Source organism: Tenacibaculum gallaicum (assembly GCF_003387615.1).
Classification (GTDB): domain Bacteria; phylum Bacteroidota; class Bacteroidia; order Flavobacteriales; family Flavobacteriaceae; genus Polaribacter; species Polaribacter gallaicus.
This window is the reverse complement of the sequence record NZ_QUNS01000002.1, coordinates 384,762-409,400: the sequence shown is the minus strand read 5'-3', so window position 1 is coordinate 409,400 and position 24,639 is coordinate 384,762. Positions and strand designations below refer to the sequence as shown.

Annotated in this window: 23 protein-coding genes; 17 read left to right on the top strand and 6 right to left on the bottom strand. The window is 31.1% G+C overall.

What is annotated here, in order from left to right:
• Positions 1–8: 8 nt before the first annotated feature.
• From C7448_RS06275 to C7448_RS06205, 14 genes are all read left to right on the top strand, one after another.
• Entirely contained in the window at positions 9–1,010 is a 1,002-nt protein-coding gene (locus C7448_RS06275) for a zinc-dependent alcohol dehydrogenase family protein (RefSeq protein WP_115900510.1), read from the top strand.
• Between the two features lie 11 nt (positions 1,011–1,021).
• Positions 1,022–1,924: a PhzF family isomerase gene (locus C7448_RS06270; RefSeq protein WP_115900509.1), complete on the top strand. Its 903-nt coding sequence runs from the start codon at positions 1,022–1,024 to the stop codon at positions 1,922–1,924.
• A 15-nt stretch (positions 1,925–1,939) separates the two neighbouring features.
• Positions 1,940–2,749, top strand: a complete 810-nt coding sequence (locus C7448_RS06265) for a hypothetical protein (RefSeq protein ID WP_115900508.1) — start codon at positions 1,940–1,942, stop codon at positions 2,747–2,749.
• Between the two features lie 7 nt (positions 2,750–2,756).
• Positions 2,757–3,725: an aldo/keto reductase gene (locus C7448_RS06260; RefSeq protein ID WP_115900507.1), complete on the top strand. Its 969-nt coding sequence runs from the start codon at positions 2,757–2,759 to the stop codon at positions 3,723–3,725.
• A gap of 209 nt (positions 3,726–3,934) precedes the next feature.
• Positions 3,935–6,265, top strand: coding sequence for an endonuclease/exonuclease/phosphatase family protein (locus tag C7448_RS06255; protein ID WP_115900506.1), 2,331 nt, complete (start codon positions 3,935–3,937; stop codon positions 6,263–6,265).
• A 572-nt stretch (positions 6,266–6,837) separates the two neighbouring features.
• A complete protein-coding gene (locus tag C7448_RS06245; RefSeq protein ID WP_115900504.1) occupies positions 6,838–7,803 on the top strand; it encodes a hypothetical protein in 966 nt (321 codons plus the stop codon).
• Positions 7,804–7,988: 185 nt separating this feature from the next.
• On the top strand, positions 7,989–8,807 hold the full coding sequence (locus C7448_RS06240) for a bifunctional helix-turn-helix domain-containing protein/methylated-DNA--[protein]-cysteine S-methyltransferase (RefSeq protein WP_211321890.1): 819 nt from the start codon (positions 7,989–7,991) through the stop codon (positions 8,805–8,807).
• Positions 8,808–9,027: 220 nt separating this feature from the next.
• Positions 9,028–9,504: a DUF1203 domain-containing protein gene (locus C7448_RS06235; protein ID WP_115900503.1), complete on the top strand. Its 477-nt coding sequence runs from the start codon at positions 9,028–9,030 to the stop codon at positions 9,502–9,504.
• Between the two features lie 132 nt (positions 9,505–9,636).
• Positions 9,637–10,083, top strand: coding sequence for a MarR family winged helix-turn-helix transcriptional regulator (locus C7448_RS06230; RefSeq protein WP_211321889.1), 447 nt, complete (start codon positions 9,637–9,639; stop codon positions 10,081–10,083).
• The gene (locus C7448_RS06225; protein WP_115900502.1) at positions 10,067–10,489 is read left to right on the top strand and encodes an organic hydroperoxide resistance protein; all 423 of its coding nucleotides are present in this window, start codon (positions 10,067–10,069) and stop codon (positions 10,487–10,489) included. Before C7448_RS06230 ends, C7448_RS06225 begins: the two co-directional genes overlap by 17 nt.
• 11 nt (positions 10,490–10,500) lie before the next feature.
• Positions 10,501–11,136, top strand: a complete 636-nt coding sequence (locus C7448_RS06220; protein WP_115900501.1) for a nitroreductase family protein — start codon at positions 10,501–10,503, stop codon at positions 11,134–11,136.
• A gap of 194 nt (positions 11,137–11,330) precedes the next feature.
• Positions 11,331–11,801 (top strand): DinB family protein, encoded by a 471-nt coding sequence (locus C7448_RS06215; RefSeq protein ID WP_115900500.1) that lies wholly within the window; start codon positions 11,331–11,333, stop codon positions 11,799–11,801.
• A 21-nt stretch (positions 11,802–11,822) separates the two neighbouring features.
• Positions 11,823–12,512 carry an ArsR/SmtB family transcription factor gene (locus C7448_RS06210; RefSeq protein ID WP_115900499.1) on the top strand — a complete coding sequence of 230 codons (690 nt, stop codon included), beginning with the start codon at positions 11,823–11,825 and terminating at the stop codon, positions 12,510–12,512.
• A gap of 19 nt (positions 12,513–12,531) precedes the next feature.
• Complete coding sequence (locus C7448_RS06205) at positions 12,532–13,209, top strand: SGNH/GDSL hydrolase family protein (RefSeq protein ID WP_147300504.1); 678 nt, start codon at positions 12,532–12,534, stop codon at positions 13,207–13,209.
• On the opposite strand, the gene C7448_RS06200 is transcribed toward C7448_RS06205, so the two are convergent.
• The 3 genes from C7448_RS06200 to C7448_RS06190 form a co-directional block, all read right to left on the bottom strand.
• Positions 13,206–13,832 (bottom strand): tetratricopeptide repeat protein, encoded by a 627-nt coding sequence (locus C7448_RS06200; protein ID WP_115900497.1) that lies wholly within the window; start codon positions 13,830–13,832, stop codon positions 13,206–13,208. The two genes, C7448_RS06205 and C7448_RS06200, sit on opposite strands and share 4 nt — an antisense overlap.
• 84 nt (positions 13,833–13,916) lie before the next feature.
• Positions 13,917–14,336, bottom strand: coding sequence for a DUF2141 domain-containing protein (locus C7448_RS06195; RefSeq protein ID WP_115900625.1), 420 nt, complete (start codon positions 14,334–14,336; stop codon positions 13,917–13,919).
• A 121-nt stretch (positions 14,337–14,457) separates the two neighbouring features.
• Positions 14,458–16,614, bottom strand: a complete 2,157-nt coding sequence (locus C7448_RS06190) for a TonB-dependent receptor (protein ID WP_115900496.1) — start codon at positions 16,612–16,614, stop codon at positions 14,458–14,460.
• 235 nt (positions 16,615–16,849) lie between these two features.
• Here C7448_RS06190 and pdxH point away from each other — a divergent pair, with 235 nt between their 5' ends.
• From pdxH to C7448_RS06175, 3 genes are read left to right on the top strand one after another with little or no spacing between them, the layout of a single operon-like run.
• Positions 16,850–17,497 carry a pyridoxamine 5'-phosphate oxidase gene (gene pdxH / locus C7448_RS06185; protein WP_115900495.1) on the top strand — a complete coding sequence of 216 codons (648 nt, stop codon included), beginning with the start codon at positions 16,850–16,852 and terminating at the stop codon, positions 17,495–17,497.
• A 30-nt stretch (positions 17,498–17,527) separates the two neighbouring features.
• Positions 17,528–18,016, top strand: a complete 489-nt coding sequence (locus C7448_RS06180) for a SixA phosphatase family protein (protein WP_115900494.1) — start codon at positions 17,528–17,530, stop codon at positions 18,014–18,016.
• A gap of 8 nt (positions 18,017–18,024) precedes the next feature.
• Entirely contained in the window at positions 18,025–18,921 is an 897-nt protein-coding gene (locus C7448_RS06175) for a Ppx/GppA phosphatase family protein (protein WP_115900493.1), read from the top strand.
• A 125-nt stretch (positions 18,922–19,046) separates the two neighbouring features.
• Here C7448_RS06175 and C7448_RS06170 read toward each other — a convergent pair whose 3' ends face one another.
• The 3 genes from C7448_RS06170 to C7448_RS06160 form a co-directional block, all read right to left on the bottom strand.
• The gene (locus C7448_RS06170) at positions 19,047–20,495 is read right to left on the bottom strand and encodes a DUF389 domain-containing protein (protein ID WP_115900492.1); all 1,449 of its coding nucleotides are present in this window, start codon (positions 20,493–20,495) and stop codon (positions 19,047–19,049) included.
• 246 nt (positions 20,496–20,741) lie between these two features.
• Positions 20,742–23,243: a toxin-antitoxin system YwqK family antitoxin gene (locus tag C7448_RS06165; protein ID WP_115900491.1), complete on the bottom strand. Its 2,502-nt coding sequence runs from the start codon at positions 23,241–23,243 to the stop codon at positions 20,742–20,744.
• Between the two features lie 215 nt (positions 23,244–23,458).
• On the bottom strand, positions 23,459–24,571 hold the full coding sequence (locus C7448_RS06160; RefSeq protein ID WP_115900490.1) for a C1 family peptidase: 1,113 nt from the start codon (positions 24,569–24,571) through the stop codon (positions 23,459–23,461).
• Between the last annotated feature and the right edge of the window lie 68 nt (positions 24,572–24,639).

The window sequence follows — 24,639 nt, the reverse complement described above, 5'->3', positions numbered from 1 at the left end:
GAAAACAGATGAAATTATTTAAAATCTCTAACGGAAAGTTACAAGTAACAACTACACAAATACCTGAAATAAAACCCAATGAAGTATTAGTCAAAATAAAGGCTATCTCATTAAACTATCGTGATATCCTTGTTACTGAAGGTTCAGGAAAGTGGAAACCAACCGAAAATAGAATTCCTGGTTCCGATGCTGCTGGAAAGGTTGTAAGAGTAGGTAATACAGTAACTAAATTTAAAGAAGGTGATAATGTTACCTCTTTAATTTTGCCCAATTGGGAAACAGGACAACTAAACGCTAATAAACTAAAAGAATCTTTAGGAGGTTCAGACAGAGATGGTATTATGGCTGAGTATGTAGTCTTACCTGAAAAAGCTCTTCATAAATTCCCTAACTATTTATCCTTTGAAGAAGCAGCAACATTACCAGTAGCAGCACTTACAGCTTGGAATTCTGTAGTAGAACAATCTAACCTAAAATTAGGCGATACTATACTCCTCATAGGCACAGGAGGTGTTTCTTTATTCGCGTTACAACTTGCAAAATTAGCTGGTTACCGAGTTATTATAACCTCAAGTAGTGATAAAAAACTACAAAAAGCAACAGCATTAGGAGCTCACCATACCATCAACTATAAAACAACTAAAAACTGGACTAAAGAAGTACTAAAACTAACCAATAACAAAGGAGTTGATCAAGTTATAGATGTTGTAGGAGGTTCACATATTAGTCAATCTTTACAATGTGTAAAAAGTGAAGGTACAATAAGTATGGTAGGTGTTATTGATGGTACTAGTGGTGTAATAGATACAGGAACTATTATGATGAAAGCAGCAAGAATACAAGGTATTGAAACAGGTTCAACAGAAATGTATAACAATATGTTACGTGCTTTTCAATTGCACGAAATTCATCCTGTAATTGATAAAACATTTGCTTTTGATGATACTTTAGAAGCTTTTGCTTACTTAAAAAAGGCTAAACACATGGGGAAAGTTAGCATTACATTATAAAAATTCTTCTTATGAAACCATATCTCACATATCAAATAGACGTTTTTACTACAGAAAAATTTAAAGGAAACCCTGCTGGAGTTATGGTAAATGCCGACGGATTATCAGATACAGAAATGCAACTAATAGCCAGAGAACTTAATAATTCTGAAACTGCATTTATCCTCTCATCAAACTCGAAAGATTATGATGGAGTCATTCGATATTTTACTCCCACAACCGAAGTTCCTATTTGCGGACATGCAACCATAGCTGCTATTTATGTAAAGGCATTAGAAGAACAATTAAACTCTTGTGTTTTAAACATGAAAACCAGTATTGGTATTTTACCTATTGAAGTTGTAAAAAACAACTCCAATTATCAAATTATTATGACACAAGGTAAGTTTGAATTAAGCCCAGAGTTTAATGTAACTACAACTGAAAAACTTTTAAATGCTCTGGGTTTACAAGGTTCTGATAGAGATAAAAAATATCCTATTCAAATTGCTTCAACTGGTCATTCTAAAGTAATGATTGGTATTAAAAGTAATGAAAAACTCAATCAACTAACTCCAAATATGGATGCCTTAGAAAGACTAAGTGAAGAAATAAACTGCAATGGCTATTTCGTGTTTACACTAAACCCTAACAATAAAAATGTTTTGACAAACGGACGAATGTTTGCTCCTGCCATTGGAATACATGAAGATCCTGTAACAGGGAACGCAAATGGACCTTTAGGTGGTTATTTGGTTCAAAACAAAATAATTAATTTTAACGGAAGTGTTTTTGAATTTACAGGAAGACAGGGTGAAAAAATGCAACGTTCGGGAGATATTTTTGTTCGAGTAGAAACATCAAAAAACATCCCTACTAAAATACAAATAAAAGGCAGCGCTGTACCTGTTTTTAAAACAACAATAGAAATCTAATTCAAAAACACAACTATGAAACGTATTTTATATATAACTGATTTATTTTATAAAGCCAACGGAAGAAATTATTACGAAGAAGACTTATTTATTATTTCAAAACTAAAGAAACATTTTAATATAATTATTGGTCACCCACAACAAGCTATTGAAAACCTACATATAGCAGACTTTATAGTTTATAGAAATACAGGAGCCGTTTTAGGCTACGAAACTTACTACAAAAATTTTGTTTCAGAAGTTAAAAAACAAAACATACATACTTTTAACTCTTTTGATGGAAAAGCAGATATGGTAGGTAAAGACTATTTAATGGAGTTAACTCAACTTAATTTTCCTGTAATACCAACTGTAGAAAACATTTCTGATATTTCATTATTAGGAAATCCTGAACAGTATATAGTAAAACTTAAAAATGGCGCAGATTCCATTGGTATGGAAGTATTAAATAAAAATGAACTAGAAAGAACAAACCTTGAAAATAAAATTATACAACCTTTTGTAAATTTTGAATACGAAATATCATTTTATTATATCAATCAGGAATTTCAATACGCTTTATATGCTCCTGATAAATCAAAACGATGGGAATTAGAAGAAATAGCCGTAACTTCAAAAGACCTTGAGTTTGCAAACAAATTTATTGAATGGAATACCCTATCTCAAGGTATTACTCGGGTAGATGCTTGCCGACTTAAAGATGGATCGCTTTTACTTGTTGAACTAGAAGATTTAAACCCTTTCTTATCACTACAACGTGCAAGTAAAAACTCTCAAAACCTTTTTTTAAACAACTTTACCAACACCTTACATACAATAATATAACTACAAGATGGAATATAAAACTTTAGGAAACTCTGGATTAAAAGTTTCAACATTATGTCTAGGTACTATGACCTTTGGAGGGGAAGCAGATGAATCAACTTCAAAAGCCATATATCAAGCAGCAAAAGATAAAGGAATTAACTTTTTTGATACAGCTAACATATACAACAATGGAACTTCTGAAAAAATTTTAGGAAAACTAATACATGAACATCGTGATGAAGTAGTTATTGCTACAAAAGCCTATTTTCCTACAGGAGAAGGTGTAAATAACAGAGGCTTAGGAAGAGGGCACTTAATAAAAGCCTTAGACGATAGCTTAAAACGTTTAAATACAGACTACATAGATGTTTATTATGCGCATGCTTTTGACGAAAACACACCTTTGGAAGAAACCTTAGCTACATTCGACAATTTTGTAAAACAAGGAAAAGTACGATATTTAGGTCTCAGTAATTTTGCTGCTTGGCAAGTAATGAAAGCCATTGCGGTTACACAACAAAACAACTACACTCCTATTTCTGTTATTCAGCCCATGTATAATTTAGTAAAACGTCAATGCGAATCAGAATTATTACCAATGGCATTAAGTGAAGGATTAGGAGTTACCTCTTATAGTCCACTTGGTGGAGGATTACTAACTGGAAAATATAAAACAGGTAAAAAAGAAGGTCGTTTTGCTGAAAGCACGATGTATCAAAAACGATATAATGATGAAATTACCTATAAAACAGTTAATAGTTATGTTGATTTTGCTAATCAAAACAACTTAAACCCTGTTAGTCTTGCCATTGCCTGGGTAAAAGCACACAAAGCAATAACTGCACCTTTAATTGGCGCTCGTAATTTAGAACAATTAAAACCTGCTTTAGCTTCATTAGATATAAGTATGACAGAAGAGTTGAGAGCAAAAATAACAGACTTATCTCCTGAAATGGTACTAGCTACTGGGCATAAAAAAAATGAAAGAAGCTAAACTTTTTCATTTGAAGAGAGCGTAAATTAACTTAAACAAAAACTTCATTAAAAACATTAAAACACAAAAATAACAATGTCTTAACAGACTGTTTACGCTCTCTTCACTCATGCAAACGATTAGTTTATACATTTGATGTTTAATCAATTAACTATTTCTGTAGATTAGATTCTATAAGAATTCATACAACATCAAAATAATTAACCCCCATGAGAAAAACTATTTTTTTTGCATGCTTCTTATTAGTAGGAAGTCTTGTTAATTTACACGCTCAAAGCGTAAGCCCCTCAAAAACAACTTATGCTCCTAACAAAGCTATTACCATCAATTTTTCAGACGGTCCTAGCAATGCAAAAGATTGGATTGGTATATATAACCAAGGTGATACTCCTGGTTTGGTTAGTTCCATTGATTGGTTGTACGTAAACGGACAAAAAAACGCCACTCAAAAGCTAAAGAATGGTGCTATTACCTTTTCATCAGGTTTACCAAACACAGGAACTTATGATATCTATTTTTTAAAAAATGATGGATATACTGTTTTAGCTTCCTCGAGTTTTACGATTACTACTGAAATTCCAACCTGCCCTCCTATTTCACAAACTGGGTGGAGTTTACAGTATGTTGACAGCCAAGAAACATCAGGTGAAAATGGGGTAGCAACCAATGCTTTTGATGGTGACACAGCAACTATTTGGCATACCGAATGGAGTGCTACCCAACCAACGCACCCACATGAAATCCAAATTAACTTAAACGATATCTATAATATTTGTGAGCTAAAATACCTACCTCGCCAAACAGGAACCAACGGTACAATTGCCGACTACAAAATTTATGTAAGTGATACGCCTTCAAATTGGGGAACAGCGGTTGCAACAGGTACTTTTGCTTCAAATCAAACAGAAAAAACCGTTAGCTTCCCTAAAAAACAAGGACAATATCTACGTTTAGTAGCCACTTCAGATATTAACGGTGGAGATTACACCTCAGCTGCGGAGATTAATATAAGCGGTACTTTAATTCAAACAGGAGCTCCTGTAGCTAATTTTACCTCGAATACGTCTTCTGTTATTGCAGGACAACAAATTTCTTTTACGGATAGCTCAACCAACACTCCTACCTCTTGGAACTGGACATTTGAAGGCGGAACACCTGCTACGAGTACTGCTAAAAATCCTACTATAACATATCCTTCTGAAGGAACTTACAGTGTTACATTAACAGCTACCAATGCTACTGGAAGTAACACGATTACTAAAACGGGTTATGTTAACGTACGCAATACAAACAGTCTTAAAGTACTACAGTTTAATATTTGGCAAGAAGGAACTTCGGTACCTAACGGAATGACTTATATTAGAGATGTGATTGCTGAAGTAAATCCAGATATTGTATGTTTTAGCGAAGTGAGAAACTATACGGGTGATTGGACCACTAAAATTGTAAACAACCTTGCGGCCATTGGCTTAAATTATAACAGAGGATATGCTTATGGTGATGTTTCTATCATTAGTAAATACCCAATTACCTCATCGGGCACAAACTTAGGAGCTATTTCTGTGTTTGATGTAGATGTTAACGGACAAAGTGTTGTGGTAGCTACAGCACATTTAGACTATACTTATTATGCTACCTATCTTCCAAGAGGATACAACTGTGGAGGCTCTTCACCATACAGTGGATGGAGTAAAATAGGATCTGTAAACCAAGATCCGCAACCTGTTACAGATCCTGCTGCAATTACAGAACAAAATTTAGGCTCACAAAGAGACGAGCAAATTGCTGCTTTTATCAATCACGTAAAAAATGAAACTCGACCAGTGATTCTATTGGGAGATTTTAACGAACCTTCGCATTTAGACTGGACCTCAAGACAAGCCAATATGTTTGATCATCATGGTGTTGTATTTCCTTGGCATACCACCAAATCTTTAGAAAATAATGGCTTTGTGGATGCTTATAGAGCAGTATATCCTGACGAAGTTGCCAACCCAGGTATTACGTGGCCTTCTGTAGCTACGGGTGTTGGAAGCACTAGCTGGACACCAGAAGCTGACGAAAGAGATCGTATTGATTATATTTTTTACCGAGGTGCTACCCTTTCAGCAACCAGTGCTGCTCTTGTGGGGCCAAAAGCTTCGTATGTTAACAATGTATCGAGTACTGCTAATACCCAAAATGACACGTTTGAAGCCAACCAATTACCATGGCCTTCTGACCATAAAGGTGTGAGTGCTGTTATCAATTTATCTGTGGGAAGTGCTTCTAGAATATCTGAAACAACCGATAACAGTTTACAAACAGCTGCAACCTTCAAGGTTTTTCCTAACCCAACAAAAGAGATGGTGAATATCAATTGTGCAGACTGTACTCCTTTTTCGTATACAGTACGAAACTTTTTAGGGCAAACTATTTTACAACAAAACGCTACACAAAATAACATTAATATCAATCTAAAATCAGCACCTAAAGGCTTGTATTTTATTGATGTAAAAACCAAGAAAAAAACTCTTACCTATAAAATTATAAAAGAATAAAACGCTTACAAGAAGCTACTACAGAAATAGATAATTATTGATACCATAAAATCCCAAGCAAACAGCTTGGGATTTTTTACTATATTTAGTTCTCAATAAATGAGAAGAGAATAAACATTGCTATAACTTCCATTCAACCTCATTATAAAAGAAGTCTCATAGTAAGTTTATTCTGCTTATAAACTAGTTGTGTTTCATTTGAAAAAAAATCTTAAGTGAAAGAATATTACTGTATTAATTTAAAATTCAAAAACACTGAAATTTCATCTGAAATCTTTCATTCTCATCTGTACGTTTCTGACAAAGAAATGTATTTCCAAATAATAGATAATAAGCCAAATTCTCAAATTGACAGACATTTTATGATGTCAAAAGGTTCACACGGACTATTTGAGGATAATTTTGAAATTTTAGAAACAGAAGTTACTCTTTTTCTTGACAAGAGTAGAATTTATAAGACCTAATCATTTCAAACAGACTTTCAGAATTCATATTTTACAATTTACGTAAGCAAAATAGCCTTAATATTCCCAAACAAACACAAAGAGTTTATAAACGAAGGTAAAGCATTTTTGAATAAAAATGGATTAAAAGTAGTTAATACATTTTACTCATATTTTTCAAATTACAAAAACAAAAATGAATTCTCAATTTCTAGAATGGATGGAATGTCTGAATACTACAATGCAGAACCTTTGACCTTTAGACCTGAACTGGAATTCACAAATAATGAAACACGAGGTAGTGAAAAATTTACAGTCAAAAAAATACCTACTATCAATTATAAATTTGAAAACGCTGACTTTGAAAACGCTAAAAGAAAAATTCAAATAATATGTAATTTTCTATCATTTTGTTTTGGAATTCGTATTGTTTGTAAAAAACTAACTTTCAGAACAGAGGAGCAAATTTTTATTTTTAGAGATACATCGCCAAACAACAAAACATTCGTTTCTGTTTTTAATACAATTTTTTATCATTTAGAAAAGAATTATAACATTCAAAAGACACTTAAAACGGATTGGTTCTCGAACTATCTAAAAAATGAACAAAAATTTAACAAAGCGATAAATAATTATTTGCACTCTAGAGAAGTTGATTTAAACGCTTCATTTCTATTGTTGTTTAATATAATTGAGATTTTCAATATCAAACAAGAAATTGAAAAATTTGAATTTAAGAAATCAAAAGAAGAGAATTTTAATAAGGCATTTGAATTAATTTCTAAAACCTTAGAAAATAGTGAAGAAAGTCAATTATTAAAAGATAAATGGAATGGATTAATTAATAAAATTGAAATAAAACCCTTAAAAAGTCCATTAGAAGAAACTTTAAACTTAAACAATATCAAACCTACTGATTTTGGGTTTTCTTTTGGAAGATTAAAAAAGACTCGTGATAAGCTAACACACGGAAGTGTGAGTTCAATAAAGGAAAAAGATTTGAAATCTCAAATTTACTGTTTAAGAAAAATAGCTATACAATTAATTTTAGCTAACTTGGGATTGAAAAATGATTTAAAAAACGCCACACAATAAAGACTATAAGCAATTGCTTGTTCCCGACTACTTACGAAAATCCTTACGGATTTTCTATTCAGTTTGTATTTGCTAAATTAGGTGCCTAAAAACACCAACTAATCTTGTACAAATAGGCCATGCAACATTATCAAAACAGCAACAATCGGATTGAAAATTAAGTAAAATGAATTGACTTTTGTAGTATGGAAAATATATACCATTACGATATAATTGCTAAAGCAATCAAATTCATCAAAGATCACTACGAAGAACAACCTAATTTAGAAGAAATTGCAAATCATGTTAATTTAAGTAAGTTTCATTTTCAACGAGTCTTTAAAAAATGGGCTGGTATTAGTCCTAAAGATTATGTTCAATTTGTAACATTAGAAAAAGCAAAAGAATTATTGCGAAAAGGTCAGTCTACTTTGGAAACCTCATATAATATTGGGTTGTCAGGAAACAGTAGATTGCATGATTTATTTATTAAAATAGAAGCTTGTACTCCAGGAGAATTTCAAAAAAGAGGAAAAAATTTGAAGTTCTATTTTGGAGAAATTGAAACACCTTTTGGAAGTGCTATAATTATTGAAACAGAAAAAGGGATTTGTAACTTGTCTTTTGATGATTTAAGTCTTGAAAAAATTAAGTCTGAGTATCATCAGGCAATTTTCACTAAAGAACTACAAAGTAACAGTAAACTTGTTCAAGAATACTTCAAAAATTGGAAAATCCCCACAACTCCAATTAGTTTAGATTTACAAGGCACTCCATTTCAAATTCAAGTTTGGAAAGCCTTACTTCAAATACCTTCTTCAAATTTACTTTCATATAAAGATATTGCCGAAATGATAAATAACCCCAAGGCTGTTAGAGCTGTTGGTAGTGCTATTGGAAAAAACCCTATTGCCTATTTAATTCCCTGCCATAGAGTTATTAAAAGTGATGGAAATATGGGAAATTATAGATGGAGTGCAGATAGAAAAATAATAATAAATAGTTACGAATCTGTAAAACTATAAATAGAGCAAGAATCTGATTGTTAACCTCTTCATAATTTGAAATTTTTGCATAAAAATATTATGTGGATACCCAAAAAGTATAGGATAAAAGATGATAAAACTATACGAGAATTATCATCAAAGCTACTCCACAATGCGAAATATTAAAACAGAACCCAACCCTTTAGTAATTTTTCAAAACTAATATCACAAACTATAAACCAATTTTAAAATAAAAATTATGACTCATAATTTTAGAATTTCAGCCATAGAAAACACCTTTAATCATTTATTTGACTTAAACACAGAAGAACTTTTATCTAACAGTATTGTAAAAATGATAGTAGATAAAAGCCCCGGTTTTCCTTGTAGAGTAAGTCTTCAAGATGCAGAAATAGGAGAAGAAGTTATATTATTACCTTTTAAACATCACAAAACTAAATCACCTTATCAATCAAGTGGGCCTATTTTTGTGAGAAAAAATGCTAAAACCCCAAAATTAGAAGTTAATGAGATTCCAAAATTTCTCAACCATAGATATCTTTCTTTGAGAGGATATAATAATGATGGAATGATACAGGAAATGGATACTTGTAAGGGTGATGATTTAAGAAATAAGGTTCTATTATTTTTAAGCAACTCTAAAGTTTCTTATATACAAATACATAACGCAAGACCTGGATGCTATAACTGTCAAGTAAATAGAGTAAAGGAATAAAGCGATGTCATTTTATTCATCAATCTATAACCTCAATTAACATTCTTAAAATAATTTTCACATAATTTTATAATAATTAAATTGTGCACAATTTAATTGTATAATATATTTGTATTGTTATTTAAGTCAATTATGTCAGAACAATTAAAATTAACCAATCAAGTATGCTTTCCAGTCTATACACTAGCGAAAGAAGTTATTAGTTTATACCGTCCTATACTAAAAGAGCTAGATTTAACATACCCTCAATATTTAGTAATGCTAGTTTTATGGGAAGAAGGAGATCAAAATGTTTCAGAAATAGGTGCTAAACTTAATTTAGATAGTGGTACCCTTACCCCTTTACTTAAAAGGTTAGAGCAAAAGAAACTTCTGGAAAGAAAAAGAGAGTTAACGGACGAACGTGTCGTAAAAATTAATTTAACAGAACACGGAAAGAACATACAAGAAAAAGCAGCATGTGTTCCTAGTCTAATTATGACTTCATTAAATATTTCTGCCGACAAATTAACAGAACTTAAAAATATAATAGAACATATCTTAAATCAGATCAATAAAAAAGATGAAACCAATTTATAATATCAGCGCCAAAGCAACTGGCGGAAGAAATGGACATGTAAAAAGTGAAAACGGAGTTTTAGAACTTGACGTTAGACACCCTAAAGCGCTGGGAGGAGCTAATGACGATTATCCAAACCCTGAAATGCTTTTTGCTGCAGGATATTCAGCTTGTTTTGACAGTGCTTTGAACCTAGTCATTAAAAAATCTAAAATCAACACTGGTATTACTACTGTTAACGCCAAGGTAAGTATCGGACAGATAGAAAATGGTGGTTTTGGACTTGCCGTAGCATTAGATGTAAACATTCCTGAAGTTTCTTTAGAAGAAGCAAAAGCCTTAACTGAAAGAGCACACCAAGTATGCCCTTATTCAAATGCAACTAGAGGTAATATTGAAGTAAAATTAAATACAACAAATAATTAAATATAAATAGAATGTCATTAATTGAAAACCTTAACTGGAGACATGCAGTAAAAGCTTTTAATCCAAATAAAAAAGTAAGCGAAGAAAATATTGAAAAGATTATTGAAGCAGCTAGATTAGCACCAACCTCATCTGGTTTACAGCAATTTAGAATTATATCAATATCAAATCAAGAAGTTAAAGAAAAATTAGTACAGGGAGCTTTGAATCCTGATTCAATGAAAGACTGCTCACATGTGTTAGTTTTTGCTGCTTGGGATAATTACACTGCTGAGAGAATTGATAAAGTATACGACTTTACCACAGAAGAAAGAGGACTCCCTCAAGGTAGATTTAGCAGCTATACGGACATGCTTAAAAAAGTGTATTTAGATCTTCCTGATGAAGTTAATTTTGCACACACATCAAGACAAACTTATATTGCTTTAGGGTTGGCTTTAGCACAAGCAGCAGAGTTAAAAGTAGACACTTGCCCTGCTGAAGGATTTGACAATAAAATTGTTGATGAAGTTTTAGAGTTAGATAAAATGGGCTTAAAAAGTGTATCATTGATGTACATTGGTTATGCCGACGATGAAAAAGATTGGATTAAACCAATGAAAAAAGTTAGAATTCCTAGAAATGAATTCGTAATTGATGTAAAATAGTACAGCAATAAACACCGTTTTATTAAAAAATAAAACACTCAACTAAATGCTTTTCTTACAGCTTTCTCTGTTTATAGAAAAGCATTTAGTTTTTTAGAGTATTTTCAATAGATAAAATTTCATGTTTCATTTTAAAATGAAATAAGATATAAAATCGTCATGTACTTTTACACTCAAATAAACAATAAGTAACTATGAACGCTATAGAGAATATATTATTAAACTTTTCAGAAACAAGAAGACGAAGTATAAAACTGTGGAAAGGTATTCCTGATGAATTTTTAACTTGGAAACCTGATACTAAAGCTTTTTCTATAATCGAAATGATAAGACACACGCTTGAAGGGGAACATTTGTTTCATACAATTATTAAAAACAGAGGTGATTTAGGTGATTATAAATCTCCTTGGGTAGATTTGGCCTACTCAGATTTAAAAAATGAGCTTAGCTTTGCTGAACAATACCGCAATAGTTTTATGGAGATGATCAAGACACTTAATGAAGCAGATTTAGAGAACATACGAATAGAGCGAAAAGAGGTAGGTCAGAGCAAAACATTAGGAGATTATTTAAATAGAATGGTGTATCACGAAGCTGTTCATACAGGTCAAATGTTAGGATATTTAAGAACACTTGGCGTTAAACGACCTCTAATATGGGATTAAAACAACACAAAAGTTACTACTATCGAAGAATTAGAACATCAGTTTAGTAAAGTCGCTGCTATTTTAGGAGACAAATCTCGCGCTATCATCTTGTGGAATTTACTCGATGGTAAAGCATATACTGCTACAGAATTGGCAGCAAGCGCTAATATTTCGTTACAGTCGGCCAGTAATCATTTAAAAAAAATGGTTTCGGCAAACATCTTATCTGTTGAAAAACAAGGAAGGCATCGTTATTTTAAATTTGCCAACGATGAAGTTGCGCAAGTCATAGAAGCGATGGCAGGTTTAATTTCTATCGATAAAGACTACAAGAAAATTAAAGCTCCCAAATTAAGTGATTTTACGTATGCCAGAACCTGTTACGATCATTTAGCAGGTAGCCTTGGTGTAAAAATAACAACATCTTTAATAGATAATGGAATCATTATAATTTCTGAGAAAGATTACATTGTTACGAAATCAGGTAAAGAATGGTTTAATGAAGTTGGAGTAAATATTAATACTATCCAACAGAAAAAACGTTCTTTTGCTCATCAATGTTTAGATTGGAGTGAAAGAAAGCACCATATTGCAGGAGCATTAGGTGCGTCTCTTCTTGAAATAATGGTAAAAAAAGATTGGTTACGTAAAAAACCAAACTCTAGAGAAGTAATTATTACCTCTATTGGAAGAATAGAATTAAAAAATAGGTTAAATTTAGAGGTGTAAATATATAATATCAACTTCTTTGAAAAAACTACTTTACTTACTTCTCTTTCTGCAATTTTCAGCGCAAGCACAACATATTTTGTTTGTTGGAAATAGTTTAACCTATACGAATAACATGCCTAAAATGTTGGAATATATTGGTAAACAACACGGAATAACTATAAAGACCAAAAGCTTGTCTTTTCCTAATTATGCTATTATTGATCATATTAATGACGGAAATCTTCAAAAACTACTGGCAAAAAAACAGTTTGATTACGTTATTATTCAACAAGGCCCTTCCTCACAAACAGCAGGAAAAAGAATGCTAATACAAGACGGAGCAACAATAAAAACTCTTTGTGAGCAATATAATCCCAAACTTGGTTACTTTATGGTATGGCCATCTGTTAGGTATTACCACACTTTTGATAAAGTAATTGAAAATCATAAGTTCGCCGCCAAACAAAACAAAGCTTTGTTATTTCCTGTGGGTAGCATATGGAAAGAATACAACACTTATAAAGACAAACAGTCTTTATACAGCCTAGATAACTTCCATCCTTCTACAACAGGTAGTTTTTTAGCAACACTTACTATTTTTCATCAATTACATCCAACAAAAAACCTCCAACAACTCCCTTTTAAAAAGTATAAAAAATGGGTAGCTGATGAAGATTCTTTTAATTTATTAGTTCAGTTAGTACAAAAATATTAAGACTTCATACATTTTTTCAATACCTGTTCTGCTCTTTGTACATTAAATTTCGGATAAAATTTTTCGCTTACTTTTTCTTTCTTACCTAACTCAATAGCTTTTTTGATAGTATTACAAAAGGGCGCTGTAGACTGTCCAAAAAAGCGAGCTGCTCCCATATCTGATTCAGCTTTACTTAAAATAACTCTCGGGTTATTAGGAGCTATTTTCAAGGCTTTTTCATACAGCCCTACATTTTTCATCGACATGGTCATTCCATATTTCTGTCCATCAAAAGCCATATATGAAACATGTAATAATGCTTGAATAATCAAAATTTCAGGGTTTTCAGGTGAAATAGATTTCGCGGTATCCAAAAATTCTTGTGCCTTATTTAATTTAGCAATTAACGTTGCTTCTTCTTTTATTTGAAAGCTTTCTAAAATTTCAATAGTCGCTGCATAATATGGAGGTAACCAATTGTCTTTTTCTGCTTTTGAAATTCGCTCAAATAGTTGAGCTGCTTCTGTAGTTTTATTTGCACCCCACAACTCAAAGGCCTTAGTCATTCCTCTTTCATATTGAGTTTGTGCCGAAATATTTACTGTAAATACAAGTAATATAAGTGTTATTATTTTATTCATCTTTCTAATTTTTATTGTTTGTTACTCTACGAAAAACAGGTTGTCTTCATTTGATATCTTGTCAAGTAATTAATCCATCTTTTATTAATTTATATTAATCTCTAATGACATATCTTTATTTACCAAAAACTTGGCTTCTTTATATCTTGGAGGCCCCATAAAACCTTTTGCATCATTAGAAATTCCTATTGGTTCTTTTGGTATTCCTATAAAATTTGTATCCATTTTATTATTATTATTTATATCGTGAAAGCAAGAAACCGCATATGTTCCTTCTGGAATGCCTCGAAACTCAACCGTCGCTTTTTTATCTTTTATCTTTACAATCTCTCCCTTATACCCTTCTTTTAAAAAGCTTTTTTCCTTATTGTATAACGCTACATATAATGCTCCTTTATCTGATTTTATCCCTTTAAAATCAATTAAAATTGTATGTGTGTTTTGAGCTACCATAATTGTTAAAGCTCCAAATAAAATTACTGTTGTTAAAACTGTTTTTTTCATGTGTTTCATATTTATTTTAGAGATATCGGTTTTATTTTGACAGTTCAAATATCTCTTGATTTTCTTTAATTATATAAAAAAGAATACCGAATCGTTATTTTTAATGACCGAACTGTTGTCGTTATAAGTTATTTAACTGATTGTCTTTTTTATCATTACTAATTGTCCAAAAGAATCCGACAAAAAAGAAACTATCCGCCGATGGTATCATAGCTTGTCGTTGGTAAGTACCCGTTGAGTTTGGCGTATTCTTATAATTATATCCGAATACATTTTGTGTCCCCAACACATTATTTACCGAAAAATACAAGATTTTTTGCTGACTGATTAAGTATGCCCAGTTTAAACTTACGGAGTTATAATTTTTAGTCTTCTGATTTAAAAACCCACCTTTGTTAGGATTGGTATAACTTCTTCCTGAAGCAAAACTATAACTCATTCCTACTTGGCTTTTCCAATCTGCAATCCAATGCTTAGCGACTACCGACAAGTTATGTTTTGACGCAAAATTAGGAGTCGCTTTTACAGCATAGTTTTTATAATTTCTCTCAGTATCTAAAAACGAATACGACACCCAATAATCCGTGTTTTTTATATTTTTATTATCTCTCCAGAAAACATCAATTCCTTTAGAAAAGCCTTTTCCTAAATTTGAATAGTTTGAATATGGTAAAGCTGTATAGGTATCGTACTTAACTAAATCTTTATACTTTTTATAATACCCTTCTACACGTAATATTTGTTTATTTTTCACGTACTGATAATTCGCTATAAAGTGTGATGTATTCTCTGCTTTAAACTCCGTATTGAATTTTAAATATTCATTTTTCGGATTTTGATAAAAACGTCCGTAAGCCAAAGAAAACTGAGCGTTTTTCCCTGATTTATATGCTAACGATGCTCTTGGAGAAATAGTAAACTCATCTAACAACTCTGAGTTCTCCATACGCACCCCTACTTTAGCTGCTAATTTTTTACTAAAAAAGATGTCTGCTTCAATAAAACTTCCAAAAATATTATTATTGAATCCGTAAATAGCATTCCCGTTTGTTTCACTTGTATAATCTTCATTGAAATCGGTTACAAAATATTCTACTCCAAAATTAAGTTTAAACCTATTTGAGAACCGTTTTTTTAATGTTGCTTTAAAGTGAGCGGAGTTTTCATTGTCTACAACTTTATCTTCAAATATTTTAATTTTTGAATGATCGTTTGTAAACGATGCCCCCCCTGAAACTGTCCAGTTATTAGCCAAATGTTGTTTATATGACCCGTTGAAATACAAGTTTCTATTTTTTAGTCCAAAACGAAATCCATCATCATAGTTAATATCCTCTTGAATCATATCAAGTTCTGAATAGCTATAAGCTCCATACAACTTCAACATCGATTCGTTAGCAAACTTAAATCGGTATACAGCTTCTCCACTTAACGACTGTACAGGTTTGTTCCAAGTATTTCTATCTGGAAGTAATTTTTGATAGGGTGCTAAATTAATATAGGAGGCATTTACACTTAGTGAGTTCTTCCCAAATACCTGAGTATTCCCCACTCCTAAACCAACGGTCATTAACGAGATATCTGTTTTTTCTTTTATTGCTTCATCATTCGTATTTAATAGTAAAACACTTGATAATGCTTGACCGTACTCTGCTGAATACCCTCCCGTAGAAAATGTAATTCCCTTAAATAAGAAAGGAGAAAATCGTCCACGAGTAGGAATATTTCTAGCTGAAGGACTATATGGAGTAAATACTCGAATTCCATCTATAAAAATTTGTGTTTCCTCTGCCTCTCCTCCACGTACAAACAAACGACCATCTTCGCTAACCGAAGAAGTACCTGGTAATGTTTGTAGTGCACCAACAAAGTCCCCCAAAGCACTTGCTGTTGTCACTACATCTAAGGGTTTTAACGCTGTTACTTTTGCATTGTCTCCTGCTTCAAAAGTTCCTGCATTTATAGTAACAGCATCTAACGTATTAACATCTTCTCGAAGTGCTATGTTTAAATTTTTAAATATTGAAACATCTCCCACTTTTCTATATGTTTCAAACGAAATGAAAGATATAATCAATTTTTGTTTTCCTTTTTCTGAAGTTGTAAAAGAGAAGTTTCCTTTTTCATCAGATGAAGCCCCATCATATGTTCCTTCTAAATATACATTTGCTCCTTCTATTGGAGTACCTTTAGTGTCGGTTACTTTGCCTGAAATAGTTGTTTGTGCACTTAATAATCCATGCATTAAAAAGCATATGGTAAGTAAAAAATGTTTCATTTTGTTCGTTTTTGACACTACAAAACTGCTTCCTTTTTAAACCTCAACACAAAAAGAAACACTCAACTGTATAATTTTACGGATGAATTGTTTTGCACACTAAAACTAAGATTACTTAACTACCCTCATTTTACCTTTCTTGCTTTTAATTATTCAAATCTTGCTAAATTTTAATACGTAAGACCTACAATACTTTTTATAAAGTTGTACTTTTACATAGTATAAATTAACAACAATGGCACACGATTTAAGTGACTATAGAAAGTCTTACGAAAAAAGAGAATTACTAGAAAAAAACTGTCCTGAAAATCCTATTGAGTTATTTAGAGATTGGTTTTATACTGCTACTGAATCTGAGGTGGTAGATGAAGCCAATGCTATGACAATTGCTTCTATTGGGCTAGATGGCTTTCCAAAAAGCAGAGTTGTTTTATTAAAAAAGTACACTTGGGAGGGTTTTATTTTTTATACCAATTATAATTCTGAAAAAGGAAAGGCTATTTTAAATAACAACCATGTATGTTTATCCTTTTTTTGGGCTGGTTTAGAGCAACAAATCATTATTAAAGGAAAAGCTGAGAAACTTGCTGAGAATTTATCTGATGGATACTTTGACTTGCGACCTGATGGTAGTAAATTAGGAGCTTGGGCTTCTGACCAAAGTAATGTTGTTAGTTCCCGTGAAGAACTAGATAATAAATTAGTTTCTTTTGAAAAAAAGTTTGCTGACAAAGAAATTCCAAGACCTAAACATTGGGGAGGCTTTTTAGTAAAACCTATTTCCATTGAGTTTTGGCAAGGACGTCCAAATAGAATGCACGACAGGATTAGGTATACTTTACAAAAAGATTTTTCTTGGAAACTTGAACGTTTAGCCCCTTAGTTTTATATTTACATAGTATTTTATAATTAAATGAAAACACTTTATATCGTTCGTCACGCAAAATCATCATGGAATTATGATAGCGTTAAAGATATTGACAGACCATTAAAAGAACGCGGTATTAACGACGCACATCTTTTATCTAAATACCTAGCGGAAGAAATAAAAAGACCCGATGTATTTCTTTCCAGTAGTGCCAATAGAGCACTTCATACGGCTGTTATTTTTTGTGAAAATTTCGGATACCCTTTATCCAACCTTAAAATAAAGCGTCAGTTATATAGCTTTAGTGATGGGTATTTAGTAAAAACTGTAAAAGCTCTTGATGATAGTTTTAACAGTGCAATAGTATTTAGTCACGACCACGGTATTAATAGTTTTGTAAATAAGTTTGGAAACAAGCCTATTGCACATGTAACTACTTGCGGTGTTGTTGGAATAGAATTTGATACGAAACACTGGAAAGATATTAAAAAGGGAAATACTATTTTAGTAGAGTTCCCTAAAAACCATAGATAAATCAATACATTTTGAAGATAAAAAAGTACGGCGCTATTGATATTGGATCTAATGCAGTAAGGTTATTAGTAGCCAACGTTATTGAAGAAAAAAACAAAGAACCACAGTTTAAAAAATCATCCTTAGTTCGCGTTCCCATTCGTTTAGGAGCTGACGCTTTTGTTTCTGGAAAAATTTCAGAGGCCAATACACAACGAATGCTTGATGCTATGCAAGCCTTTAAATTAATCATGAAAATTCATGGTGTTGAAAAGTACAAGGCTTGTGCAACTTCAGCGATGCGAGAGGCAGAAAATGGTGAAGAGGTTGCCGCTACTATTTTAGAAAATACTGACGTGAAAATTGATATTATTGATGGTAAAAAAGAAGCTGCAATAATTTCATCTACTGATTTAAATCAATTAATTGAATCTGACGCTACCTACTTATATGTTGATGTTGGTGGTGGTAGTACGGAATTTACCTTATTTTCTAAAGGGAAAATTATTAACTCTAAATCGTTTAAAATAGGTACCGTACGTTTACTTAATAACACTAAACCAGAAAACAAAGCTCTTTTTAAAAAGGTTCAAAAATGGATTGAAGAAAACACAAGTAGTTACAAGCGCATTTCTTTAATTGGTTCAGGTGGAAACATTAATAAATTGTTTAAAATGTCAGGTAGAGATAGTGGCAAGCCTATTTCATACATCTACCTTAATGCTCAATATCAATTCTTAAAAAAGATGAGTTATCAAGAGCGAATTTCAGAATTAAGCTTAAACCCTGATAGAGCTGATGTAATTATTCCTGCTACAAAAATATATCTTTCTGCTATGAAATGGAGTGGAGCAAGAAAAATATATGTTCCTAAAATTGGGCTTTCTGATGGAATCATTAAGAGCTTATATTTCAATAAGCTGTAGACTTTTTTAAAATTATAGTGTCATATAAAATGGTAATTAGAGTAATCTCTTATTTACTATGAATACTCTAACAAGTAATCAAAAAACAAAACCGAGCTAGTAGCTCGGTTTTTATTTTTAAGTTTTTATTTTCTTCTTACTTGAATTTTATCTGTTTTAAACTCTTTTTGTATCCAAGTTCTTAGCTCTTGTTCATTTTTTACCATAATAGAGTCTTTTAATTTTGCATTCCATTTTACAGAAATTACAGTAGTTGTATCTACTTTTATAAAATCGCTTGATGATAATACTTTCGCTAAACTCATTTCTTTTATATCATTAAATCGAATTTTAGCTTCTGTACTAATTTTACTAAAAGGAATCGAATTCTTATCTCTGTATAAAGCATCTTGTTCAATTGTTTGATTTAAATTAGAAATTGTACTCTTTAAATCATCAATCTCCATATGTAAGCCTTTTATAACATTATCCTTTTGATCTAGTTCTTTTACAGCTCTATCATAAGCATCCACTACCCTATCAACACTTTTAGCTTTATTTTCATTTATAACTAAAGAATAAGAGTCTATTTTAGGAAAGGCCTTTAATTCATTTCGTAAAAAAGACTCTGTTGCATCACTTACATCACCATTAAAAAATAAACTTATCGTTTTATTTTTAACTTCTAGTTTTTCACGCTGTAACCATAAATTAGGATTATCGTACACTTTTGCCTTTAAGAATTTTTTATAGCTTGCATCAATTACACTTTCATTGTATACTCCCACGAAAGTAAACACCGCAGGAACCATTACCAAAAAGGCAATAAAAGATGCTATTTGAGCTATTCTTTTACGTTTAGCAGAATTTACATAACGAATCATAGTAAATCCTAATAACTTTAACACTAAGAAGGTTGCTAAAGCAATAAAAATAGTGTTGATTGTAAATAAATACATTGCTCCCAAGAAGTAGTCAAAGTTACCTATTGCTAAACCATACCCTGCAGTACACAAAGGAGGCATTAAAGCTGTTGCAATTGCAACACCAAATATTACAGAAGCAATGGTTCCTTTTTTAGTTCGCGCAATAATTAATGCTAAACCACCAAAAAAGGCTATTAATACATCTCGAATATCTGGTCTTACCCTTCCTAATAATTCCGAAGTTTCTTCACGAAGTGGAAATATAAAAAAGAACAAGAACGCTGTTAACAAACTCAACACAATCATAGTTGCTAAGTTTATTAACGATTTTCGTAACGTATCAATATCATTAATAGCAATTGACATTCCTACCCCTAAAATAGGTCCCATTAAAGGAGATATTAACATGGCTCCAATTACTACTGCTGTTGAATTTGCATTTAACCCGATAGACGCCACAAAAATAGAACAGATTAAAATCCATGCAGTAGCTCCTTTAAAAGAAATATCGCTTTTTATTGCTTCTATTGTAGCATCTTGGTCTGTATCATCTCTAAAGTCGAGTAATTCTAAAATAAACTTTTTTATCTTTTCCCATAAACCTTTTGCGTCCTGTTGTATCTCCTGCTTTGACTGCTCTGCTGCTGCTTCTTGTTTATTTTCTTCCATAAATTTTGACTTTTGTTAACTCCGGAAAGATACAAAATTCAAAAATTAGTAAAGGCAAAAAAATCCTGAGAAATAGACTACTGTAGTTTGTTTAAATAATATTGTTTCAAAGACTTGTACTCTTTCTTTAAAATAGCCGCACTAGATAAAATATTTACGATGTTTATTTAATAATTTTAGAGATAACTATCAGCTAGTTACTCAACATAAAAACTCTAACAACCTGAAAACAAAATGAATTAAAACTTACTCTAAAATAAATAGATCGTTATGGTAGATTATTGCTCCAATTCCCAGTTTATATGGTAAGATTTGTTCAGAATACTCTTTATATAAACTAGGGTTTATTTCTCCTTTAAAGAGTAATTTTCCTTCCTCATTATACGTTTGTATTGTTATAATTTCATTTTCTTTACTCATTTTTAAATATACTTCAGATTGATATCTGGAGTTGGCTTTTAAATATACCATCCCTGTTACTAATTTACCTTTTGAGAAAACTGCAGTATATTTAGGTTCATTCTTTTTATATTGAACAACTTCACCATCTAATTGATTATTTATTTCTATATATGTTAATAGCACCTGATCTTGTAAATTGTAAACGGTAGTATTCGTTTCTTTTTCTGATATATATTGGGTAATTGTTTTTTGATTTTTATTTTGTTCTATTTTCTTTACAAGAGCCCCATTTTTATATGTTTTTTGAGTTCCATAAAGAGTATTCTTTTGTCCTTCAAAGGGTTTTCCATTTTTATATAATAATCGAGATATTTCTTTACCTTTTTTATCATAATATATAGTATATCCTTCTTTTTTATTTTCGTAATAATTTTCTTCTTTTTGTTTTTTTCCTCTTCTATAATACGTAAAAGTTCCGTGTTTTTTATCGTTAACATAATACCCAGTTTCCTTTAGAGTTTTTTCGTCGTATTCAAACTTTCGGTAGCTTCCTTCCTTTAATCCATTTTTTACACTTACTTCTCTTCGGTCTTTATAATCGTATATAACTCCTGTAGGCTCTTGATTAACAAAGGTTGCTTGTCCTATTAATTTTCCTTCCTCAGAGTAAAATTTAGCTTCCAAATTAACATCAATATCTTCCCTTAAAACATATTCATTACCTCCTTGTTTATATACTTTTTGATATCTTTTTGATTTTATGCGTTTTCCTTTATCTAACTCTGTAATTGCTTCTATTTGATCTGATTCATGAAAATACTTGTATTCTGTTCCTGTCTTAGTAGTGAAATTATAATTAGCAATAACTTTTCCTTTCTTACCATAATAAACTCCTATTAACTTTTTTAAGTACGAGTTAGGTTCATAAGTTATCTCACTTTTTTTTCCTCCATTAATGTAGTAGCTAATGATTTTTAATAATCTTTCATCTTCGTACAATTTTGTTTCTTTATAAAGAGTGTTATTTTCTTTATAAACATACTTAGTTCTTTCTACTAATTTTCCATCTTTAAAAACTTCTTTTTCTGAAATTTTGTTTTGGTAATTTTTATTAAACAGAGTCCCCTCAATAGGAGTTGGTGAATAATATCCTGTTTCTAGAGCTCTAGAGTTATAATATCCTTCTTTTAATTTTACTCTTAGTTTTCCTAATTTCTTTCCAGAAATATCATAATAGGTAATTTCTGAATCTTTTAAATGCGAAAAAACAGATGTAGTATCTTTATAATATTCAACTACTTCTTGCGCTATTCCACTTTTATAAGTAATATCTTTCTTATTACCACCTTTCTTTTTTACAACTCTACCTTCTAGTTTATCATTTATTTTTTCTAATACCCCTATTTGAGTACCTTGATCATCGTAACTTATAATCTTAACAAGATTCCTTTTATCTCCAAATTCTTCTTTTTTAATTAGAATCCCTTGTTTATTAAATGTTTTAGCCTTTTTTAAATATCCTTTCTTATAAGTACTTATTTTTTTTACAATCGTAGGTTTTGTAAAAAAAAACAAATATTTTTTTCCTTCATAAGGAACTTTATAATTTGATTCTTCTTCATACTTGTATTGTATAGCTCCTAACTTGATATTTTGTTCATCATAAAATGTTTCTGTTAAAGTATTTTTATCAAAACGATTACGAGTAACTCCATTACGATAAAAGTATTGAGTAAGAATCGGGTTTCCTCGTTCATATTCTGTAATAGATTTAACACGCATCGGGCTATAATAGTAGCTTACTTTTTTCCCGTCTCTATATCCTCTTTTGTCATAAATTATCTGACCTATTTTTTTTCCTTTTTTACCATAGTATATTTCTTTGGTTGTTCTTCCTTTATTATAATAATACTCATAACGAATATCATTTTTATCTCCTTGAAAACGTATTGTTTTTGTTACTTTTCCATTCTCATAGGTAACCTCTTCTACTTCTATAGTAGTTTTTTTATCTTTACTTTTAGCATAGTAAGTAGATATTCCTTTTAGTTGCTCATCATCAAAACTTATTTTTTTTATAGGATTGCCCTCTTTAGTGTACCAAACAGCTTGTTGCAAATAAATACTATCTTTACGCTTAGAAAGTCCTGTCATTTGTAATGTCCCATCTATATAAAAATCATTAATACGATATAACTTTCCTTCTTTTTGTATAGGGCTTCGGTAAAAAAAAGCATTCTCCTTACTAGTCTCTTTCCAGTGTTTATCTAACCAAAGTGTATCTTTTTGAGCATTAGCTATAGTTATACAACATAATAATAAAGCAATAGTAAAAAAGGATTTCATCTGTTAGTTTTTATATATTTTAAGTTAAATGTTTGTTGTGACTCGCAACAATTTTTTTTGAGTTTCAAAAATACAGAAATTTCAGTAGGTTATTAAGGTAAGTGCAAACCATATTTGGCTGCAAAACAAAAAAATAGAGGGCTTTGGAATATTGTCCAAAGCCCTCTATTTACTATTGAAGTTCTACCAAACTGGATAGTAATGTTTAAAAGCTATTAAATCTTTAACTTACTTTTCAAGTTCGATGAAACAGCGTCTTTATGTAATAAAACAGATATTGTTTTTAATTTAAAATAAGGAACTGACATATATACATACCCTTTGTTTCCTTGGTTTTTACCCCAAGAATTCTTTACTTTAAAATAAGTATTTCCTTTTTGGTCTTTTACCAAACCTACGATATGCATTAAATGGTCGTCAGTTGTGTTAAAATTTTCAAACTCTGATTGACGTAAACTTGGTGTGATTGTTCTTTCTTCTACTATTTCGGTTAATGCTTTTTTATTTTCTGTACTACTTGCAGGAATTACAGCCACTCCGTTTTTTGATGAAAATGTTTTTTCTGAAACATCACAATCTAGCTCTACTGTATATCCTTTTTTAATTGCCTCTTCTGTTACTGCAACCAATTCATCTAAAGAAACATTATAAAATGCCCCGTTTGAAAAATTATCTGGAATGTTTAAAATGAATTGATCGTATTTTTTTGCATGTTCAAAAGAGCTAATCGTTACATAATTTGAAGGATCTATTTTTACATATTCTGCAAACGATTTAGGAGTATATTTTTTCCCTTCAAAAGTAAACTCTTTTTTGTTTTTTCCTAAGTACACATCCAAAACACTTTCTACTGATTGTTTCCATTTTGGACTTAATTCTCCTGCTGGATTTTTAATGTAAGCATCCAACATTGATTTTAACACAGCAATCATTTCAGCATGATTGTGTCTGTCCTGTCCAAAATCTAAACCAGTAAAAACTTGCTCAGGTACTAATCCGTATTTTTTTACAGAGTTAATTACATCATGCGCTAAACCTCCTTCGCTAAATTGTGCTTTTCCTTGGCGATATAGGTAATTATTTGCTTTCTCAGAATAGGTGTTACGAACCGTATACATTTCAGATAAATCAATGTTTTTACCTGTTAATCTGATAATTTCCGATTCTAAAAAAGAGGTTGTAGAAAAACTCCAACATGTTCCTGTTCTTCCTTGACTTTTTACTTCAGTATCTTCAATATCTTTTACTGTAGAAAACTGATATTCTTGTGCTAAATTTGAAGTTATACTTAAAAAAGTGAATGCTGCTCCTAATAGAATTTTTTTCATATTTAAAAATCTTATGATAAATTAAGCTAGCAATTTACTCTTTTTAAAAGAGTATTAAACTTGAAAAG

What these genes read in the sequence shown, in the direction of transcription:
- C7448_RS06275 (WP_115900510.1), top strand. Translation starts at nt 9, where the DNA reads ATGAAATTATTTAAAATCTCTAACGGAAAGTTACAAGTAACAACTACA.
- C7448_RS06270 (WP_115900509.1), top strand. Translation starts at nt 1,022, where the DNA reads ATGAAACCATATCTCACATATCAAATAGACGTTTTTACTACAGAAAAA.
- C7448_RS06265 (WP_115900508.1), top strand. Translation starts at nt 1,940, where the DNA reads ATGAAACGTATTTTATATATAACTGATTTATTTTATAAAGCCAACGGA.
- C7448_RS06260 (WP_115900507.1), top strand. Translation starts at nt 2,757, where the DNA reads ATGGAATATAAAACTTTAGGAAACTCTGGATTAAAAGTTTCAACATTA.
- C7448_RS06255 (WP_115900506.1), top strand. Translation starts at nt 3,935, where the DNA reads ATGAGAAAAACTATTTTTTTTGCATGCTTCTTATTAGTAGGAAGTCTT.
- C7448_RS06240 (WP_211321890.1), top strand. Translation starts at nt 7,989, where the DNA reads ATGGAAAATATATACCATTACGATATAATTGCTAAAGCAATCAAATTC.
- C7448_RS06235 (WP_115900503.1), top strand. Translation starts at nt 9,028, where the DNA reads ATGACTCATAATTTTAGAATTTCAGCCATAGAAAACACCTTTAATCAT.
- C7448_RS06230 (WP_211321889.1), top strand. Translation starts at nt 9,637, where the DNA reads ATGTCAGAACAATTAAAATTAACCAATCAAGTATGCTTTCCAGTCTAT.
- C7448_RS06225 (WP_115900502.1), top strand. Translation starts at nt 10,067, where the DNA reads ATGAAACCAATTTATAATATCAGCGCCAAAGCAACTGGCGGAAGAAAT.
- C7448_RS06220 (WP_115900501.1), top strand. Translation starts at nt 10,501, where the DNA reads ATGTCATTAATTGAAAACCTTAACTGGAGACATGCAGTAAAAGCTTTT.
- C7448_RS06215 (WP_115900500.1), top strand. Translation starts at nt 11,331, where the DNA reads ATGAACGCTATAGAGAATATATTATTAAACTTTTCAGAAACAAGAAGA.
- C7448_RS06200 (WP_115900497.1), bottom strand. Translation starts at nt 13,832, where the DNA reads ATGAATAAAATAATAACACTTATATTACTTGTATTTACAGTAAATATT.
- C7448_RS06195 (WP_115900625.1), bottom strand. Translation starts at nt 14,336, where the DNA reads ATGAAAAAAACAGTTTTAACAACAGTAATTTTATTTGGAGCTTTAACA.
- C7448_RS06190 (WP_115900496.1), bottom strand. Translation starts at nt 16,614, where the DNA reads ATGAAACATTTTTTACTTACCATATGCTTTTTAATGCATGGATTATTA.
- pdxH (WP_115900495.1), top strand. Translation starts at nt 16,850, where the DNA reads ATGGCACACGATTTAAGTGACTATAGAAAGTCTTACGAAAAAAGAGAA.
- C7448_RS06180 (WP_115900494.1), top strand. Translation starts at nt 17,528, where the DNA reads ATGAAAACACTTTATATCGTTCGTCACGCAAAATCATCATGGAATTAT.
- C7448_RS06170 (WP_115900492.1), bottom strand. Translation starts at nt 20,495, where the DNA reads ATGGAAGAAAATAAACAAGAAGCAGCAGCAGAGCAGTCAAAGCAGGAG.
- C7448_RS06165 (WP_115900491.1), bottom strand. Translation starts at nt 23,243, where the DNA reads ATGAAATCCTTTTTTACTATTGCTTTATTATTATGTTGTATAACTATA.
- C7448_RS06160 (WP_115900490.1), bottom strand. Translation starts at nt 24,571, where the DNA reads ATGAAAAAAATTCTATTAGGAGCAGCATTCACTTTTTTAAGTATAACT.